This is a genomic window from Clostridium sp. Cult1 (genome assembly GCF_021655095.1).
Lineage (GTDB): Bacteria > Bacillota > Clostridia > Tissierellales > Tepidimicrobiaceae > Schnuerera.
The window spans coordinates 1-18,662 of sequence record NZ_PPXW01000001.1; the positions used below are offsets into that span (position 1 = coordinate 1).

Genomic DNA, 18,662 nt, shown 5'->3' on the forward strand with positions numbered 1-18,662 from the left:
TATATTTCTGTTGCACTATCCTTAGGGTCACCCCCACTGGACGTTATCCAGCATCCTGCCCTATGGAGCACGGACTTTCCTCATGCAAAAGCACGCGATCATCCGATTTACTCATCTTATATTCTATTTTTTAAGTATTATTAATATAGCATAAATCCAAACCTTTTTCAAGTGTAATATTGCCCAGTTATGACATTAAATACTAACATTTGATCATTTTTTTAGATAAAGTATCCGATCACAATTTTCACAGTATGATATTGAATTATTGTTTTTTAATTTATCAATAATTATAGCAGGAAGAACCATATTACAACCACTACATCTATTGTCTATAACCTCAACTACAGCAATTCCCCTGTTTTTAGTTAATTCATTATATTTTTCTAACGATTTTTCATCTAAAACAGTGGATATTTCTTCAATCCTTTTCTTTTCACAAAGCGCTTTATCTCTTAATTCCTCTATTATAGACTTACATTCTTTTACTACTTTCTTATACTCTTTTCTCATAGCTTGAAAATCTTCTCTAATTAGGATAAACTCTTTTTTTAATTCTTCCATCTCTTCTAATAAATAGAGAATCTCTATCTCTTTATCTTCTATTTTAGATTTTATATTTTCTCTTTCTTGGTTTAAAAAAGTCAATTGTTTTAAATCCGATATACTACCTGTATATAAACTTTCCTCAATTTCTTGCAATTTACTATCGTACTCTTTTAAAACTAAATTAGCTTTATTTAGCCTATTTTCTTTTTCTTCTATTTTTCTTTCCAAATCTAACAATCTCTTTTCTGTTCCTTCTATTTTAACACTTAACGATTTAATTCTATCTCCACTACCAATTTTTTTAAGACTCTTACCAATATCTTTTAGAATATTAGCGTGTTTTTGTAGTTCCCATAAACCTTCTATTTCTCCCATTTAATAACCTCCATATAGTTTAATATACTACATAAGGCGGACTGCTTTCACCGTATACAATAATTTCAGGCTTATCTACAATATTATCTTCTAAATATTCTTTTATCACTGGTAATATAACCTTTTCTGTATGATAATGGCCAGCATCTATTAAAATTAAACCTAATTCATTAGCATATTGGGCATCATGATATTTTACATCACCTGTAATAAATATATCTGCTTCCTTTGCATAAGCGTCATATATAAAGGATGAACCGCTTCCACCGCATACTGCAACCTTTCTAACAGTTTTATTCTGATCACCATAAACTATAACATTTTCAATTTTCAAAGCTTCCTTAATAATATTTAAAAAATTTAACAATGATATTTCTTTCACTTCCCCTACTCTTCCATATCCATAGGTCCTACCCTTATTCTTTAAAGGATATATATCGTAGGCCACTTCTTCATAAGGATGATGCTTTATCATCTCCTCTATCACATGGTTTATACTCTTTTCTTCAACAATAGTTTCTATTCTTGTTTCCTCTACTTCTTCCATTACATAGGCTTCTCCTATAAATGGATTTGTCCCTTCTAGAGGCATAAAAGTACCTGTTCCTTCTATATTATAAGTACAATGACTGTAGTTTCCAATCCATCCTGCACCTGCTTCACCTAAAACCTTTCTAATAGAATGGGCATAGTCTCTCGGAACGAAAACTACCAATTTAAATAGAGATTCTTCATAAATAGTCTTGATAGGTTTAGTATTTTTAATTCCCAGTATATTTGCTAAAACATCATTTACGCCACCAATTGCTAAATCTAAATTAGTATGGGCATTGTATACAACTATATCTTCCTTTATAAGATCATAGATTAATTTTTCCTTATAGGATAATTTTGTTATTTTACTTAGAGGTTTAAATATTAAGGGGTGATGTGTAATTATCATCTGTGCATTTTCATTTACTGCTTTTGTAAATACTTTTCTATCTAAGTCTAAAGATATCAGTATTTTTGAAACTTCTTTCTTTGGATCTCCTATTTGAAACCCTGTATTATCCCATTTATCTATCAGATAAGGTGAAGCCCATTGATCTAATAATTTAATTATTTCTATTGCTTTCAATCTTTTCAAACACCACCTTTAAATCCCTGCTTTTCTCAATTAATTCTTTACGTCTTTCCTGACTTTTCTCTGTGTTTTTATCTTCTAATTCCTGTAATATTTTTTCTATTATTTTTATTTTTTCTTCTAAAAACTCCTTCAAGATTGGGTCCTTATTTAAAATCAATTTTTCTCCTATTTCATAGTAGATAGGATCTTCTACATATGACTTTCCCTTTTTAGCAAAGATTATTTCATAAAATTTATTATCTTCCTTTACCAATTTTTCATCCATTATTTCAAAATTATTATCATATAAATATTTCCTCAATTCTCCTGTAGCAATATTAGGCTGTAGTATAAAATTTGTTATAGAATCTCTTATTTTTTTATTTTTATCAAGTATGTCTCTAATAAGAAGGCCTCCCATACCAGCAATTACTACTGTATCTATTTCAAAAGGTTTTAATACTTCCAATCCATCTCCTAACCTAATATCAATATGATTTTCAAATCTTTTATCCTTAACATATTGACTTATCTTTTCTAGAGAATTACAGCTAATATCTGTTGCTATTATCTTTTTTGCTATTGCTTTTTCTATTAAATATACAGGTACATATCCATGATCAGTTCCTATGTCTGCTACTATCGTATTCATAGGAACAAAATCTGCTATTGCCTGTAATCTGCTAGATAATTTCATTATTTTGTTCCTTTCCAATATTATTTTATAATTAAAGATTCGCTTTTTTGCGAATCTTTAATTTATTCAAGAAAATCTTTTAATTTCTTACTTCTACTTGGATGTCTTAATTTTCTTAAAGCTTTTGCCTCTATCTGTCGTATTCTTTCCCTAGTAACGTCAAACTCCTTACCCACTTCTTCTAAAGTTCTTGCTCTACCATCATCTAATCCAAACCTTAACCGAAGTACTTTCTGCTCTCTAGGCGTAAGGGTATCTAACACATCTATTAATTGTTCTCTTAACATGATATAGGTGGCTGCATCTGCAGGTGCTAATGCATTATCATCTTCTATAAAATCCCCAAGATGGCTGTCTTCTTCTTCTCCAATAGGAGTTTCTAGAGATACAGGCTCCTGGGCTATTTTCATAATCTCCCTTACCTTTTCTACCTCCATATTCATCTCTTTACCAATTTCTTCAGGAGTAGGATCTCTACCTAATTCTTGTACTAATTGTCTTTGAACTCTTACTAGCTTATTTATAGTTTCCACCATATGAACTGGTATACGTATAGTTCTTGCCTGATCAGCTATAGCTCTTGTTATAGCTTGACGTATCCACCAGGTAGCATAGGTACTAAATTTGAAACCTTTTTCATAGTCGAATTTTTCTACTGCCTTCATTAAACCAAGGTTTCCTTCTTGAATTAGATCTAGAAATAGCATACCTCTCCCAACATACCTTTTTGCTATACTTACTACTAACCTTAGATTGGCTTCTGCTAGTTTTTTCTTAGCCAATTCATCTCCTGCTTCCATTCTTTGAGCTAATTCTACTTCTTCTTCGGCTGTTAATAATGGGATTTTTCCTATTTCCTTAAGATACATCCTAACAGGGTCATCTACATTTATACCTTTTGGTACTGAAATTTCCTCTTTAATATCTGTTTCATCTGTTTCAGTTTCATCATCAGTTTCAAGGAGTATATCTTCCTCTTTTTCTCCTACAATATCTATTCCCATATCTTCTAATCTTAAATATATATCATCAATTTGATCTGGGTCTAAATCAATTTCTTCTAATGCATCCATTATCTCCTTATATGTTAGCATTCCATTTTTTTTGCCTTTATTTATTAAATTCTTTACAGCTAATAATTTTTCTTTTCCTATTTTTTCACCTGCTTTGTTTTTTTGGTCCAATGCAGCTCCCTCCCTTCCTAGTCTTTATATATGTGATTTTAACTTCTTGTCTAATTTTGTTAACTCTAAACATAGTAGTCTGAATTTCTTCACATCTCCTTCATTTTTTTCTTTTTTAGATTCAATTTGTTGAATCTCTTTTAGTATCTCTTTTCTTTTTATTTTCAATTTAGAATACTTAATTCTCTCGATTAAATCCTCTATTAGTTTATTTTTATCATCTGGTAAAAATTCTACACTCATATCTATAATTTCATTTATTAAATCATGGTCTATATCTTCCATTTTGCCCAACTTATCTATTATAAGTTTTGGTGTCAATTCTGTCAAATCTGGATTATCTTCATATTCATTAAATATAATATTAGCTAAAGTATTATGCTCATAGTTTAAAAAATCTTCCTCCACCAAATGACCTTTAATTATAGAATAGTATTCCCTATTCTTAATCATTAACCTTATTAATGTTTTTTCTGCAGTCAAATGGGCTGGTTCTAATACGGTTTTTATTGGCATTATTTTATTCTTATTATACCTGTTTCTCCCATTTATATACTTGTCCTTGTAAAAAGTTGTATTTATTTTAGAATTTTTACCTATTACTTCTCTTTCAATTGCTTCTTTTGATATCCCGGTTTCCTCTGATATCTTATCTATATAGACCTCTTTTTCAACTTGACTTGTTAGATTCCTTAAGATTTTTGATACTTCCTTGGTAAATTTAATCTTATCTTCTGGATTGTTTAAATTATATCTCTGTTTGTTAAGCAATATTTTATAATCGATATGATTTAATGCATTTTCTATAAGCTTATTAAATTCATTAAATCCATTTTGTCTTATAAAATCATCTGGATCTTGTCCAATAGGCAACACTATTACCTTTGGTTCTACTCCTTCTTTTCTTAATATATTTAATGCTTTTATAGTTGCATTTATTCCAGCTTTATCTGAATCATAACATATATAAACTTCTCTCTTATATCTTTTAAGTAGTTTAGCCTGATCATGAGTAAAGGCAGTCCCAAGACTTGCCACAGCATAATTAATTCCACTTTTAAACAATGATATAACATCCATATATCCTTCCACTAGTATTAGCCTTCTATCTTTAGAATACCTTTTAATAAAATTTAATCCATATAGATTATAACCTTTTGAAAACACCAAGGTATCCTTAGAATTTAAATACTTAGGCATTGAGTTATCTAGTACTCTACCTCCAAAACCAATTATTCTACCTTTAATATCTATTATTGGAAACATTATTCTGTTTCTAAATTTATCATAGTAACCAGTGTTGTCTTTTCTTCTTCCTACTAAACCAGCTTTTTCTATATCCTCTTCTTTATAACCTTTTTGTTTTAAGTATTTTTTTATGCTATCCCAGCTATCGGGTGCATATCCTAATCCAAATTGGTTTATTATTTCTCTATCAATATTTCTATTTTTTAAATAACTTAAAGGTCCTTTGCTATTATTCAAATTATAATAATAAAACTTTGCAGCTTCCTTATTTATTGAATATAGAATGTCCTTTTCTAATTTTAATTTATAGTCAATATTATTGTCATCTAAAGGTATTCCTTGTAAGTCAGCTAGGTGTTTTACTGCTTCCACAAAGGATAAACCTTCCATCTTCATAATAAAGGTTATTAGATCCCCACCTTCTCCACATCCAAAACAATGAAATAACTGTTTAGATTCAGATACAGTAAAGGAAGGGGTTTTTTCGCTATGAAAAGGACACAGACCTACATAATTACTCCCTGTTTTTTTTAATTGTACGTACCTAGATACTATATCAACCAGATTACTACTATCATGAATTTTTTCAATTAATTCATCATTAATATTGTATGTCATAAATTACCACCTTGTTTTCCTCTTAAAAAATATAAGAGAATACTCTATAATATTCGACAAAAATTTAGGAAATCCTTCTTTTATTAATATTTTCCCCAAGATTTTGGAACAAACAATTTTTTAAATAAATTAACAGCATATCTATCGGTCATCCCAGCTATATAGTCACATATTATATCTTCTTTTGGTTCATCTTTTCCGTATAATTCTAAATGTTCTATAGGAAGTTTGTCAAAATTATTTATATAATAATTATACAATTGCTCAATAATGTATTTAGCCTTATCTTCTTCACTTTTTGCAGCTTTATTTAAATATACTCTTTTAAACATAAAATCCCTTAACTTTTCAGTATAAAAATCTACTTCTTCACTCATGGAGATATTATCTCTATCAATACTATTTTTTATAACATCTACAATCATGGAATTTATTCTTTCTCCATGATATTTTCCCAATCTTTTAATACAATCTATTGGTAATTCTTCAATCTTAATTATATTAGCCCTTATAGCATCATCAATATCATGATTAATATAGGCAATTCTATCAGCTATCCTTACAATATCCCCTTCTAATGTCTCAGGTTTTTCTTCACCTGTATGCTTTAAAATACCATCTCTCACTTCATAAGTTAAGTTTAAACCTTTTCTTGATTCAGTATGTTCTAGACGATCTACCACTTTTAAACTCTGTTTATTATGATTAAATCCACTAGGATGCAGTTTATCCAATATATTTTCTCCAGTATGTCCAAAGGGAGTATGGCCAAGGTCATGAGCTAAAGCTATTGCTTCAACTAAATCTTCATTTAATCTTAATGCTCTAGCTAAAGTCCTAGATATTTGAGCAACTTCCAAAGTATGGGTTAATCTTGTTCTATAATGATCGCCTTCTGGAGCTATAAAGACTTGAGTTTTATGTTTTAATCTTCTAAAGGATTTTGAATGGATTATCCTATCTCTATCCCTTTGATATTCAGTTCTAATATTACACCTTTCCTCTTCCATTACTCTTCCTTTTGTATTTTGGCTTAAGGATGCATATTGAGATAAGGTGCTCTGTTCTAGTTTTTCAATATGAACTCTAATGTACATATTATATACCCCATTTAAATAAAATTAGTATTGATATATATATACAACATAAGTTCCCATAATCCTTCAATAATTAGAAAGTTTTTTAAATTTTTTACTTTTACAATATGGAATAAAAGAAGTGTTGTATATACAACACTTCTAGTCTAACATTTTTTCTCCAAAGTTCTTCTTCATATAGTCTATTACTATTCCTGCCGTTTCTTCTACTGCCTTATTAGAAACATCTATCACTGCACAATTTAGTTTTTCCATTATTTTCTTAGAATATTCAAGTTCTAAGTTTATTCTTTCTATACTTGCATAATTAGCATTATTGTTCAAACCTAAGGATTTCAATCTTTCCTGGCGTATCTCATTTAGTTTAAAAGGGTTGGCAATAAGTCCAAAGACTCTCTTCACATCTTTTTCGAATAATTCATTAGGTGCAGGCACTTCTGGCACCAAAGGTACATTTGCTACCTTGAAATGTTTATGAGCTAAATACATGCTTAGAGGTGTTTTTGAAGTTCTTGAAACTCCTACCAAGACTATATCAGCCTTTTTAATTCCCCGAGTATCCTTTCCATCATCATATTTTACTGCAAATTCTACTGCCTCAACTTTTCTAAAATATTTTTCATCTAGTTTTCTTATAAGGCCTGATTCCCTTTTTGGTTCGTATCCTAATACTGTTTCCAGGGCATTTAAAGTTGGAGTCATCAAATCTACTACAGGAATATTATATTGTTTACCCATTCTAATGACAAAATTTCTAAGTTTCTCTATTACTATAGTATAGATTATAATACTTCTTTCATCTTTTGCTTCTTCAAATACTTCTAATATTTGATCTTCTACTGTTATATATGGAAATCTTCGTAATTCATATTTTTCTGGGTTAAATTGACTTACTGCCGCTCTGGCTACTTGCTCTCCAGTTTCTCCAATAGAGTCAGACAGTACATATATTGTAATATTATTTTCCATAATGTACCCCCTATTCATTATTTCCCAACTCGACAAAAAGTCTAGTAATGGTAGTTTTAGTAATTCTTCCTACTATTTTAAATACCTTATCACCATCATCAAGAGTAAGTTCTTCTACTACGGGTAGACTGTCTATCTCATGTTCAATTAATTTAATCGCTGCATCAAGGACGCTTTCTTCTGGGGTTGTCACGATAATATTTGGCATTCGCGTCATAATTACAGCTATAGGCGTATTATTTAAATTTAGCCCTCCTATGGCATTTTTTAGAAAATCCTTTCTAGATACAACTCCAGAAAGATATCCATTTGAGGTAACAAATATCGTACTAGTATCTTCTATAAATATGGTTACTATCCCATCATAAATGCTTGTTTGTTCATCTACTATAATTGGAACAGATTTTCTTTCTGCTACTTTTATTGACTGAATTTTTTCCGATATAAAACTAAAAGTAGTTTTGCCAGTATAAAAATATCCTACCTTCGGTCTTGCATCCAAAATGCCTGACATGGTAAGTATAGCTAAATCCGGTCTAAGGGTTGCTCTAGTTAATTTAAGAGTTTTTGCAATATTCTCACTGGTAATAGGCTCATTAGCTTTAACTATATCGATAATTTTTTCTTGTCTCTCACTTAATTGGATTTGAATCACACCCCTTTGCTATTGGAAAAAAGCCCAAATACTTGGGCTTATTTTACTAATTTGGATAGATCACAGATTAATAGCATTGTTTCAGAGATTTTACCCAATAAACTTAACCTATTTTCCCTTAAGTCATCTTCTTCAACCATAACCATAACATGTTCAAAGAATTTATCAACTGGACCTTTCAAACCTATAAATTGTTCTAAAGCTTTATCATATTCTTTCTTATCTAGACAATTTAAAACCTTTTCTTCAATATCATTAAAGGCCTCATATAATTCTATTTCCTCTTCTTCAACTAGTAAATCCCTTTTAACTTCTGTTGAAATAGACTTTTCCGCTAAATTTATAACTCTATTAAAAGTAAACAAAACCTCTGTCAATCCGTCTTCCTCAAGGTATTGATTTAATTTATCAGCTCTAATCTTTAAATCATAAACATTGTCAATTCCAGTACTTATTACTCCGTTAATTATATCATATCTTATTCCAATATCACTAAATAGATTTTTAATCCTTCCATTGAAGAAATCTAATATTTCATTTTTCACACTGGAATAATCAAATACAAGGCCAAGTTCCTCTACAAAAATATAAAGAGCAGAATCTATTAATTCTCCCAAAGCTAAATTTAGTCTTTTATCTAAAATAATATTTATAATCCCTAAGGCTTGCCTTCTAAGACCATAAGGGTCTTGAGAACCTGTTGGCTGTATTCCTATAGCAAAGGAGCCAGCTATAGTATCTAATTTATCTGCAATACTTAGGATGGATCCAGCTGTAGTAGTTGGAAGCTCATCATCAGCAAATCTAGGTAAATACTGTTCGTATATGGCAGTACTTACAATTTCATTCTCACCAGCATGTTTTGCATATTCCATCCCCATTCTGCCTTGTAATTCAGTAAACTCATCTACCATCTTAGTTACTAAATCAGCTTTTGATAGATAAGCTGCTCTTTCAATATTTTTCTGGGTTTCTTCTCCAACTTCTAAATAATCACCTATCTTCTTAGCCAATTCTTGTATTCTGACGGTCTTATCATATAGAGTTCCTAACTTTTCTTGGAATACAATCTTTTTCAATTTTTCTACATAATCTTCTAGGGGATTTTTAATATCATCATAATAGAAGAATTTTGCATCTTCTAATCTAGCCCCTAATACCTTCTCATTTCCTTTAATAACCATTTCTATATGTTCTTCATTTCCATTTCTAACTGTAATAAAATAAGGTAGTAGTCGATTTTTATCATTTACAACAGGGAAAAATCTTAAATGTTCTTTCATAGGAGTAATAATTACTTCCTCTGGCAAGCTTAAATATTCATCCTCTATTCTTCCAATAATAGGGGTTGGATATTCAACAATATAAGTTACTTCATCTAATAAATCCTTATCAAAAAGAACATTGCCTCCTTTTTCTTTTGCTAACCTTTCTGAACCATATTTTATTATTTCTCTCCTCTTGTTTTGATCTACTAAAACATAATTCTCTTCTAATTTATTAAAATACTCTTCTACAGAATTGATTTCAATTCTATCACTTCCTAAAAATCTATGACCTTTAGTTATCTTATCTACCTTTATTCCTTCTAATTCAAAAGGTACTACTTTATCGTTTAATATAGATACTATCCATCTAATTGGTCTAGCAAATCTTAAGTTTTTCCCACCCCATTTCATAGATTTAGGAAATACTATAGATTTTATTATAGCTGCCATATTATTTGACAGTACAATAAATGTATCTTTTCCCTCTTTAACAACATTAGCATATACATATTCTTCTCCATTATATTCATCTAGGAAAGTTTGTTCTATACTAATACCTTGCCCTCTCATAAACCCTTGCAAAGCCTTCGTTGGATTGCCCTCATCGTCATAAGCAATTTTTCTTGCTGGCCCTTTTATAGTTTCTTTTAAAGTAAGTTGTTTCTCACATAATTCATGGATAATCAAAACCAACCTTCTTGGAGTAGCATAGGTCTCCATACTAGCATATTCAATTCTTTCATCTTCCAACATCTTTTCTGTATTTTCTTTTAATTGATTTAATGCTCCATTAATAAATCTTGCTGGAAGTTCTTCTACTCCTATCTCTAATAAATATTTGCTACCCATTTTACATCTCCTCCTTTACTAGAGGATATCCTAATTCTTCTCTTTGATCTATGTATTTAGATGCAACTAGTTTAGCAAGATTTCGAACTCTACTAATATAATGAGTTCTTTCCGTTACACTTATTGCTCCTCTTGCATCTAAAACATTAAAGGTATGAGAACATTTTAAGACATAATCGTAGCTAGGCAATACTAATCCTTCTTCTATAATATTTTTAGCTTCTTCTTCATATATATCAAAAAGATTTTTTAATGTTTCTATATTGGCTTTTTCAAAACTATATACAGAATGTTCATATTCCGGTTTTCTAAATATATCCCCATAGGTAATATTTTCATTCCATTTTATATGGAATATATCGTCAACATCTTGAAGATACATGGCTATCCTTTCTAGTCCATAAGTTAATTCTGCAGATTCTAAATGGCAATTAATACTACCTACCTGTTGGAAATAGGTAAATTGTGTGATTTCCATACCGTCTAGCCATACTTCCCAACCTAACCCCCAGGCTCCTAATGTGGGCGCTTCCCAATTATCTTCCACAAACCGAATATCATGTTTTAAAGGGTCTATCCCTATAGCCCTTAGACTGTCTAAATAGATATCTTGAACATCCTCTGGAGATGGTTTTAATATTACTTGAAGTTGATGATGTTGATATACCCTATGTGGATTTTCTCCATATCTAGCATCCGCTGGCCTTCTAGATGGCTCTACATATACTACTTCCCAAGGTTCTGGTCCTAATGCCTTCAAAAATGTATGAGGGCTCATAGTTCCCGCACCTTTTTCTACATCATATGGTTCTAATATTGTGCAACCTTTGCTTCCCCAAAACTCTAGTAATTTCAGCATTAAATCCTGAAAATACATAAACTTAACCTCCTTATTTGCTAATTAAAAACCAACAAAAAACCTTTACATCCCTATAGGGACGAAAGGTTACTTCCGCGGTTCCACCCTATTTAATACCTGAAGGTATTCTCTCTTAAGTATGCTCAGAAGTGCCTTTCATCAATATCACTATACTAGGCTTTCACCATCCCTAACTCGCTTTCATAAATATACTGATCTTTATCTTCCTCATTGCATAGTCTATTTAGATTTTCTATATAGATTATAATCTAGCAAAAAATCATAAAATTGTCAATAAGATATCTATTGGTCTTCTGAATCATACTTATTGTTATCTATATTTTTTACCACTAAATTATTTATATTAATTACTTCTCCATCTTCTTTAAGAACTTCAATTGTACATTTTGATATTATAGCACTACCTAGTCCTATCAAAGCCAAAGGCACAGATATAATACTACCTAAAGCTGCTGCTGTTACCGGAATATTCATCAAAATTTCTCCATCTTTCTTTACAGTAATCTTAGTTACATTGCCCTTTCTTAATAATTCCTTTACTTTATCGATCATTTGATGGCCTCTATCAGCCACATCATCAGACCAAGAAGTTCGACTTTTTTCGATTAATATAATTGCATCCACCACATCTCCATCTGTCTTTTCCAATGCCTCCTTAGCTTCTGCAAAAGTTACACCTGTTCTATCAACTACCATATCAACCTTTTCTAGAGAAATATCCATTTAACTCGCCTCCATTATTATTCATTGAATTTAAAATATTTAAAGAATTAAATTGATTTCTTTCTATTTTATTTAATATGTATTTTGCCATAATCTCATGTAATTTAAACATAGTATCTTTAGGAATTTTGATAGAAGATAACTTGTCCAAAGATGTATATAACAAGGTTTTCATTGCTTTATACATAGAAATATCCATATTTTCACAATAAGGTTCTATGGTAAAACAACTAGGACAAATAATCCCTCCTTTATCTATGCTAAATTTGAAACTAGAACCTCTTTTTCTTCCACATATTGCACACTCTTCTAAAGAAGGCTTATAACCTAAAAAAGAAATAAATTTTAACTCATAGGAGAGCACAAACTTCTGATAATCATCTTTTAGTTTAGACAAAACATTCAAACCTTTGGCTAATAGTAAAAAAACCTTCTCATTTTCCTCTTCTTCTAGTATAGACAAATCTACTAACTCTAACAGATAGGATCCATACATCATCCTATGAATATTTTCTCTAATTGGATAGAACGAATCTATTATATCACCTTGGTTGATATAATAGAAATTTCTACCTTTAAAAAGATAATAATCGTTATAGGAAAAAGGCTGGGTATTTGCTATTAGTTTGCTTTTTGGTCTATAGGCTCCCCTTGCCATAGCATGAATTTTTCCATGTTTTTTTGTAAATATAGTTAGTATCTTACTAGTTTCTTTAAATCGAAGCTCCTTTATAACTATTCCTTCAGTTTTTGTATACATATTTATTACTACCTTCCTATTTATAACCGAAATATCTTACTTTACCTTCTTTTTCTCTCCAGTTTTTCTCAACCTTTACCCATAATTGCAAATTTACTTGACTACCTAGCAATTTTTCTAAATCTATCCTTGCATTTTTTCCAATTTCTTTTAGCATTCTTCCACCTTTTCCAATTATTATACCTTTATGAGATTCCTTTTCACAGTATATGACGGCATGAACATCTATTAAATTTTTTTCTTCTCTCTCACTTATTTGTTCTATAGAAACAAATATTCCATGAGGCACTTCTTCCTGTAAATTTTCCAATGCTTTTTCTCTAATAATTTCAGATATAATAAACCTTTCAGGTTGATCTGTAATCATGTCTTCAGGAAAATACTGAGGACCTTCTGGTAAAAAATTTCTAATGGAATCTATATAAATTTTAATATTTTCCCCATTCATCGCTGATATAGGGATGATTTCCTCAAACATATCCATTTCTTTATATTTTAATATTAATTGATTAATCTCTTCATTACTTAACTTGTCAATCTTGTTTATTAGTAATATTATAGGTGTTTTTATGGTTTTTAGTTCTTCAATTATATAACTATCTAGCTTACCTGTTTCTAAGCTTTCATCTACCATAAATGTAACTATATCTACTTCATCTAAAGTCTCTTTAGAAACTTTTAACATATACTCCCCTAACTTATTCTTAGGCATTTGAATTCCTGGTGTATCTAAAAATATAATCTGGAATTCAGGTTCAGTATAGACTAATTGGATTTTATTTCTAGTGGTTTGAGGTTTATTAGATATTATAGAAATTTTTTCTCCAATTATATAGTTCAAAAGCGTTGATTTACCAACATTTGGTCTACCTATTACTGTAACAAAACCGGATTTATACATTCAATCACTCCTACTCCTAATCTTCTAAGTCCTCTGGTCCAAAACTATGGGGTAATAAATCATCTAATGCGTATTCCTTGAAATTCTCCTCTGAATTAGCAATAATAATGGTTGCATCTTTACCAAACTCCCTAATTACCTGTCTACATACTCCACAAGGATAGGTAAATTCAGAATCTCCTACAACTGCTATAGCTTTAATTTTTTTATGTCCTTCAGATACTGCCTTAAAAATAGCAGTTCTTTCTGCACATAAAGTAGGAGAATAGGACGCTATTTCTATATTGCAACCTGTAAAAATTTCTCCATCCTCTGTTAACAAGGCCGCACCTACTTTATACTTAGAATAGGGCACATAGGCCATTTTCTGTGCCTCAAAAGCTTTTCTAATTAAATATTTTTTATCCACTAAAACCACCTCTTGTCTACCTATAGATTATTCAATACTTAAATCTGGGTTTACATTTACAACTTGTATCCAAGTTACCCCAGGATTTAGTACTATCTCTTTATCAAATTCATCGTAGAAATAAGTTTTACTATTTCTCGAATTCTTTATCCATTTAATGTCTATCCCTTTACCATTTGTTATATATTTACCCTTTCCTTCACCTATTAAATCTATAGAAAGTCTTCCTTCATTATCTATTACTTTAGTCTTTGCTTCTTGTATTATAATATTCTTTGCAGTAATAGGTGATTTATCAAACTCATCTATATGACTAGCTCCATCTTTTTTACGATAATAAACTTTCTCGTCTAAACTATAAGAATACATGGTAGAATTCCCTTTAAAATAATTTATCATTATCTCATTAGCTGAAAAGCCTTCGATATCTGTATCGTTTTCATGAAATTTAAACCCTTCGTATTCTCCTGTTTCTCGGTATCCTTTTTCCGATTGAGTATTTCTAATAGCCTCCATACTAGTATAAGTATTATGGGGTGCTCTCTTATTTACCTCTTTGTTCTTCCATAATACTTTATTTGAACAGGAAAGCCCATCAATATCGGCAATCTTTAAATTAATAATATCTTGTTTTGCTTGTACACTTCCTCCTACCCTTACGTATACAGGATCATACTCTAATAGAGTTGTAACAAAATAAGGTCTTGAAGATCTGATGGGGCCAATAGATTCAGGATCATTTATTAAAAAAATAGCCATATATCTTGTATATGGAGCTTCCACCATAAATTCATATATAATTTCTGCTTTAGATAATCCTGATTGCCATCTAGCCTTAGGATGATTATCATACATAACAGCAACCGGTCTTCTGTTTATTTTATTTTCTAATGCATATATTCCGCTCAATGGAGATGGTATTCCTTCTTTTATAATAGGTTCTTCAACAATATTCTCCTCTTCTATTGTTTCTCCTTTTTCTATAACTTCATCTTCTATATCTCTTATATTTTCTTTTCTACAACTAGATAATAATAGCAATGATAAAATAGTTAAAATAATGAAAATTTTGTTAGTCTTCATATTCTCCTCCATTACCCGATTATTTGAAATACTAGTATGCCAACTAATGTACCTAATAATCCACCAAGCACTACTTCCATTAGGCTGTGTATTCTACCTTCTATTCTACTTTCACCAACAAGAAAAGCCATAAAATAAGAAAGGGTAGAAACCAGCATATTATTAGCTATGAAAGCTATTATAGTTGCTATACAAAAAGAAACAGCAGCATGACCACTTACGGTTCCACCTTGGAAAGGAGTACCCCTGCCTCTATAATATTTTGTCTTTAAAGCTATAGTAAATAATATAACCAATACTAAAGCAATAAAAGTTAAATGGACAGAAGAGTTTTTTATCTTAAACAATACTAAGTTTGTTAAGGGATTAAGTCTATCAAAAAATAACAAGTAACCTACCACTAATGAGTTAAGAGCAGCTATTAGTACTCCTCCTGCAGCAATATCCTTTGCCAAACGGGCTAATGGATGAAAGTCTTCCGTTATCAAGTCTACAACTCTCTCAATTGCTGTATTTATCATTTCCGTAATTAGTACCAATGCTATTGAAAAAAATAAGATCAATAGTTCCAGTCTAGTAAAATCAAAAAATAAACTTAAAACTACAACAATGGTAGCTATTACAAAATGAACCCTCATGTTTTTTTCAGTTTTTAAAGTATATATAATACCAGAAACTGCATAATTGAAGCTTTCTATTAGACTTCTCGATTTCATTTTATAACTAATCTTCCCTTCCATTTCTAAATATATTAAGTTTTTTCATTACATTTTTTTCCTTCTTTCGCATAATCTGCTTCTCTGTTTCATTCATATGATCATAACCTAGTAAATGCAACATACTATGAGCAGTTAAATAAGCTATCTCCCTAACAAAGGAATGTCCATATTCAATTGATTGCTCTAAGGCTTTCTCTGCAGATATTACAATATCTCCTAACATAGGCATAGGGAACAAAGATTCATCCTGTTCTAAAGGGAAGGAAAGGACATCTGTTTCCCTATCAATATTTCTATACTTTTTATTTAATTCCCTAATCTCTTCATTGTTTACAAAAGTTAAACTGATTTCATAGTTAAAAGATTTCCCCTCAAGTAATAAAGTCTCTTCAATGGTTTTTTCAATAATATCAAAAATATCTTCATCTAATTCTACCTTCTCCTGTCTATTATCTATATACAATTCCATAATTTTAAGCATCTCCTTTTTCCTTGGCTAAATCTAAATTAGGATATTCTATCCTTTCATGATAAATTCCCATCATAACTGATGAAAAAGCATTGGCAATTGCATTTAAATTTTTCAAGGTCAAATCACATTCCTCTAGCTGACCATCTTCTAATTTCCCATTAATTATATTTCTAATCATCTCTTCTATATTCTTTTTTGTAGGCTCTTTTATGGATCTTACTGCTGCTTCAGTTGAATCGGCCAACATGACTATGGCTGCTTCCTTAGTTTGAGGTTTAGGCCCTGGATATCTAAAATCTTCTATATTAACTTCCGATGACCCATTTTCTTTTGCCTTATAATAAAAATATGAAACTATAGTATCTCCATGATGCTGAGCTATAATGTTAATTATTTCTTTAGGCAGTCTGTTTTTCTTACCTAAAGCTATTCCATCTTTTACATGATTAGTGATTATTAAAGTACTCATATTGGGTTTCAATTTATCATGAGGGTTGTCTGCTCCCAATTGATTTTCTTTAAAGAAATAAGGTCTGCTAAGTTTTCCTATATCATGATAATAAGCGCCTACTCTAGATATTAATGGATCAGCCCTTACCACTTCTGCAGCCCTTTCACTTAAATTTCCTACTATAATACTATGGTGATAAGTTCCAGGAGCCTCAATTAATAATCTTTTTAATAATGGCTGATTAGGATTAGATAACTCTAATAATTTTAAAGGGGTTAATACTTCAAATATATTCTCCCAAATAGGTAAAGTTCCAATGGTTAAAACTGCACAAAACATTCCGTTTAGAAGTCCATATCCACCCTTTATCAAAATATCCATCAGTTCCAATTTTTTAATTAATCCAAAGGATAAAATGGTCAATAAGTTGAATACTCCAATCAATAAACCGCTTATAAAAATATTATATCTTTGTTGCTGTCGTGTTGCTAAAAATGCACCTATACTACCACTTATTAAATACATGGTCATTAACGTATCGTCTAGTTTCAATATAAAACTTAATATAAAAACCATAAATATATTGACTACTATGGATAATCTTATATCAAATAATATAGCTATAAGCAAAGCTCCTGCCGATACCGGCATTATAAAAGGAGTAATATTGTGTATTCCTTGAGATATTAATATTAGAGCTGTTATAATTATAAGAAGTATCAAGAATTTATTTCCATCTAATATTTCCGAATTAAAGAGAAAAACATGTCCAAAAACTACTGTTTCTAACAATAATATTAGGGTAATTATCCCTAATACAGTCCTTTTATCATATCCTTCTTTCTCTTTTAAAAGGCCTAATTCTTTAATTATATCTAATTTATTACTATCAATAATGTCCCCTTTTCTTACAATTACCTGATGTTCTTTTATTATTACTGGTTCAATTTTTTCTACTTCTTCATCTATTCTACGTTTAGTTGCTTCTTCATCAACAAATTTATTAGGTTGAATTGTATTATTAATGAGAGAGATACCCAGTTCTTTTTTATTATCGCTAATATCTATAGATTCAAATGTTTTCTCAATATTTTCTTTTTCGTATTCCAATTCTTCTTCCTTTATGCCAGCACCCATTATCTGATTTATTAAATCATTAATAATACTTTCAAAACTATTTAATTCATCTGATTCCATTTTTAATGCTATTTGATATTCATTTCTTGAAAGAGGTATTCTAGATTCTTCTATCAATATATCAGTCTTTTTGCCAATACCAACACTATCATCTAGTTGAAGTTCTTTAACCATATCGAAGAATTCCTTTATAGTTGTTTTCATAGTCATTTGTACAGAAGGGCTTAATCTATATCTTGGTTCTACCCTCTTAGCAACTTCCTTTTTCAATTGTTCAGTAGCATATTCATCAACAATATCCTTTGTTGCTCTTATTTCCAAAGGTGCTGCATCTCCAATTTTCACATTAATCCTTTTTGTCTCTACTTTTTGAATTATTATAAAAAAAAGTATTATTGTGAAAACCAATATTAAAATCCCATTAAAATATAGTTTGTTCTTCCTAATATTCAGAGTTGGAAATCTAGAGCTATCTTTAATTTTTTTTGTCTTTTTATCCATTGGGATTAA

General features: G+C 30.2%; 18 protein-coding genes and 1 other annotated feature. All 18 genes read right to left on the reverse strand.

The features are described from left to right. Positions 1-213: 213 nt before the first annotated feature. Entirely contained in the window at positions 214-924 is a 711-nt protein-coding gene (locus C3E89_RS00005; RefSeq protein ID WP_236910466.1) for a zinc ribbon domain-containing protein, read from the reverse strand. A gap of 19 nt (positions 925-943) precedes the next feature. Continuing rightward, positions 944-2,053 carry a Nif3-like dinuclear metal center hexameric protein gene (locus C3E89_RS00010; RefSeq protein WP_236910467.1) on the reverse strand — a complete coding sequence of 370 codons (1,110 nt, stop codon included), beginning with the start codon at positions 2,051-2,053 and terminating at the stop codon, positions 944-946. Next, positions 2,022-2,729 (reverse strand): tRNA (adenine(22)-N(1))-methyltransferase, encoded by a 708-nt coding sequence (locus C3E89_RS00015; RefSeq protein ID WP_236910468.1) that lies wholly within the window; start codon positions 2,727-2,729, stop codon positions 2,022-2,024. Before C3E89_RS00015 ends, C3E89_RS00010 begins: the two co-directional genes overlap by 32 nt. Before the next feature lie 62 nt (positions 2,730-2,791). After that, positions 2,792-3,823, reverse strand: a complete 1,032-nt coding sequence (gene rpoD / locus C3E89_RS00020) for an RNA polymerase sigma factor RpoD (protein WP_442870602.1) — start codon at positions 3,821-3,823, stop codon at positions 2,792-2,794. A gap of 114 nt (positions 3,824-3,937) precedes the next feature. Further along, on the reverse strand, positions 3,938-5,779 hold the full coding sequence (gene dnaG, locus C3E89_RS00025; protein ID WP_236910469.1) for a DNA primase: 1,842 nt from the start codon (positions 5,777-5,779) through the stop codon (positions 3,938-3,940). An 83-nt stretch (positions 5,780-5,862) separates the two neighbouring features. Beyond that, entirely contained in the window at positions 5,863-6,876 is a 1,014-nt protein-coding gene (locus C3E89_RS00030) for a deoxyguanosinetriphosphate triphosphohydrolase (RefSeq protein ID WP_236910470.1), read from the reverse strand. Between the two features lie 141 nt (positions 6,877-7,017). Continuing rightward, the gene (locus C3E89_RS00035) at positions 7,018-7,845 is read right to left on the reverse strand and encodes a pyruvate, water dikinase regulatory protein (protein WP_236910471.1); all 828 of its coding nucleotides are present in this window, start codon (positions 7,843-7,845) and stop codon (positions 7,018-7,020) included. Positions 7,846-7,855: 10 nt separating this feature from the next. Then, the gene (locus C3E89_RS00040; RefSeq protein ID WP_336512949.1) at positions 7,856-8,491 is read right to left on the reverse strand and encodes a helix-turn-helix transcriptional regulator; all 636 of its coding nucleotides are present in this window, start codon (positions 8,489-8,491) and stop codon (positions 7,856-7,858) included. A 47-nt stretch (positions 8,492-8,538) separates the two neighbouring features. Continuing rightward, positions 8,539-10,617: a glycine--tRNA ligase subunit beta gene (glyS, locus tag C3E89_RS00045; protein ID WP_236910473.1), complete on the reverse strand. Its 2,079-nt coding sequence runs from the start codon at positions 10,615-10,617 to the stop codon at positions 8,539-8,541. A gap of 1 nt (position 10,618) precedes the next feature. Beyond that, the gene (gene glyQ / locus C3E89_RS00050; RefSeq protein ID WP_236910474.1) at positions 10,619-11,494 is read right to left on the reverse strand and encodes a glycine--tRNA ligase subunit alpha; all 876 of its coding nucleotides are present in this window, start codon (positions 11,492-11,494) and stop codon (positions 10,619-10,621) included. Between the two features lie 54 nt (positions 11,495-11,548). Next, positions 11,549-11,717: a binding site (T-box leader), on the reverse strand. A gap of 62 nt (positions 11,718-11,779) precedes the next feature. Next, positions 11,780-12,220 (reverse strand): DUF4342 domain-containing protein, encoded by a 441-nt coding sequence (locus C3E89_RS00055; protein WP_236910475.1) that lies wholly within the window; start codon positions 12,218-12,220, stop codon positions 11,780-11,782. After that, positions 12,195-12,980 carry a DNA repair protein RecO gene (gene recO / locus C3E89_RS00060; protein WP_236910476.1) on the reverse strand — a complete coding sequence of 262 codons (786 nt, stop codon included), beginning with the start codon at positions 12,978-12,980 and terminating at the stop codon, positions 12,195-12,197. Before recO ends, C3E89_RS00055 begins: the two co-directional genes overlap by 26 nt. A gap of 16 nt (positions 12,981-12,996) precedes the next feature. Beyond that, positions 12,997-13,881: a GTPase Era gene (gene era / locus C3E89_RS00065; RefSeq protein ID WP_236910477.1), complete on the reverse strand. Its 885-nt coding sequence runs from the start codon at positions 13,879-13,881 to the stop codon at positions 12,997-12,999. Positions 13,882-13,897: 16 nt separating this feature from the next. Continuing rightward, positions 13,898-14,290, reverse strand: a complete 393-nt coding sequence (locus C3E89_RS00070; protein WP_336512926.1) for a cytidine deaminase — start codon at positions 14,288-14,290, stop codon at positions 13,898-13,900. A gap of 27 nt (positions 14,291-14,317) precedes the next feature. Further along, positions 14,318-15,373 (reverse strand): DUF3048 domain-containing protein, encoded by a 1,056-nt coding sequence (locus C3E89_RS00075; RefSeq protein ID WP_236910478.1) that lies wholly within the window; start codon positions 15,371-15,373, stop codon positions 14,318-14,320. 11 nt (positions 15,374-15,384) lie between these two features. After that, a complete protein-coding gene (locus C3E89_RS00080) occupies positions 15,385-16,089 on the reverse strand; it encodes a diacylglycerol kinase (RefSeq protein WP_236910479.1) in 705 nt (234 codons plus the stop codon). Between the two features lie 7 nt (positions 16,090-16,096). Then, positions 16,097-16,561, reverse strand: coding sequence for an rRNA maturation RNase YbeY (gene ybeY, locus C3E89_RS00085; RefSeq protein ID WP_236910480.1), 465 nt, complete (start codon positions 16,559-16,561; stop codon positions 16,097-16,099). Between the two features lie 4 nt (positions 16,562-16,565). Further along, positions 16,566-18,653 (reverse strand): HD family phosphohydrolase, encoded by a 2,088-nt coding sequence (locus C3E89_RS00090; protein ID WP_236910481.1) that lies wholly within the window; start codon positions 18,651-18,653, stop codon positions 16,566-16,568. Positions 18,654-18,662 lie beyond the last annotated feature (9 nt).

What these genes read in the sequence shown, in the direction of transcription:
- C3E89_RS00005 (WP_236910466.1), bottom strand. Translation starts at nt 924, where the DNA reads ATGGGAGAAATAGAAGGTTTATGGGAACTACAAAAACACGCTAATATT.
- C3E89_RS00015 (WP_236910468.1), bottom strand. Translation starts at nt 2,729, where the DNA reads ATGAAATTATCTAGCAGATTACAGGCAATAGCAGATTTTGTTCCTATG.
- rpoD (WP_442870602.1), bottom strand. Translation starts at nt 3,823, where the DNA reads ATGCTAACATATAAGGAGATAATGGATGCATTAGAAGAAATTGATTTA.
- dnaG (WP_236910469.1), bottom strand. Translation starts at nt 5,779, where the DNA reads ATGACATACAATATTAATGATGAATTAATTGAAAAAATTCATGATAGT.
- C3E89_RS00030 (WP_236910470.1), bottom strand. Translation starts at nt 6,876, where the DNA reads ATGTACATTAGAGTTCATATTGAAAAACTAGAACAGAGCACCTTATCT.
- C3E89_RS00035 (WP_236910471.1), bottom strand. Translation starts at nt 7,845, where the DNA reads ATGGAAAATAATATTACAATATATGTACTGTCTGACTCTATTGGAGAA.
- glyS (WP_236910473.1), bottom strand. Translation starts at nt 10,617, where the DNA reads ATGGGTAGCAAATATTTATTAGAGATAGGAGTAGAAGAACTTCCAGCA.
- glyQ (WP_236910474.1), bottom strand. Translation starts at nt 11,494, where the DNA reads ATGTATTTTCAGGATTTAATGCTGAAATTACTAGAGTTTTGGGGAAGC.
- C3E89_RS00055 (WP_236910475.1), bottom strand. Translation starts at nt 12,220, where the DNA reads ATGGATATTTCTCTAGAAAAGGTTGATATGGTAGTTGATAGAACAGGT.
- recO (WP_236910476.1), bottom strand. Translation starts at nt 12,980, where the DNA reads ATGTATACAAAAACTGAAGGAATAGTTATAAAGGAGCTTCGATTTAAA.
- era (WP_236910477.1), bottom strand. Translation starts at nt 13,881, where the DNA reads ATGTATAAATCCGGTTTTGTTACAGTAATAGGTAGACCAAATGTTGGT.
- C3E89_RS00075 (WP_236910478.1), bottom strand. Translation starts at nt 15,373, where the DNA reads ATGAAGACTAACAAAATTTTCATTATTTTAACTATTTTATCATTGCTA.
- C3E89_RS00080 (WP_236910479.1), bottom strand. Translation starts at nt 16,089, where the DNA reads ATGAAATCGAGAAGTCTAATAGAAAGCTTCAATTATGCAGTTTCTGGT.
- ybeY (WP_236910480.1), bottom strand. Translation starts at nt 16,561, where the DNA reads ATGGAATTGTATATAGATAATAGACAGGAGAAGGTAGAATTAGATGAA.
- C3E89_RS00090 (WP_236910481.1), bottom strand. Translation starts at nt 18,653, where the DNA reads ATGGATAAAAAGACAAAAAAAATTAAAGATAGCTCTAGATTTCCAACT.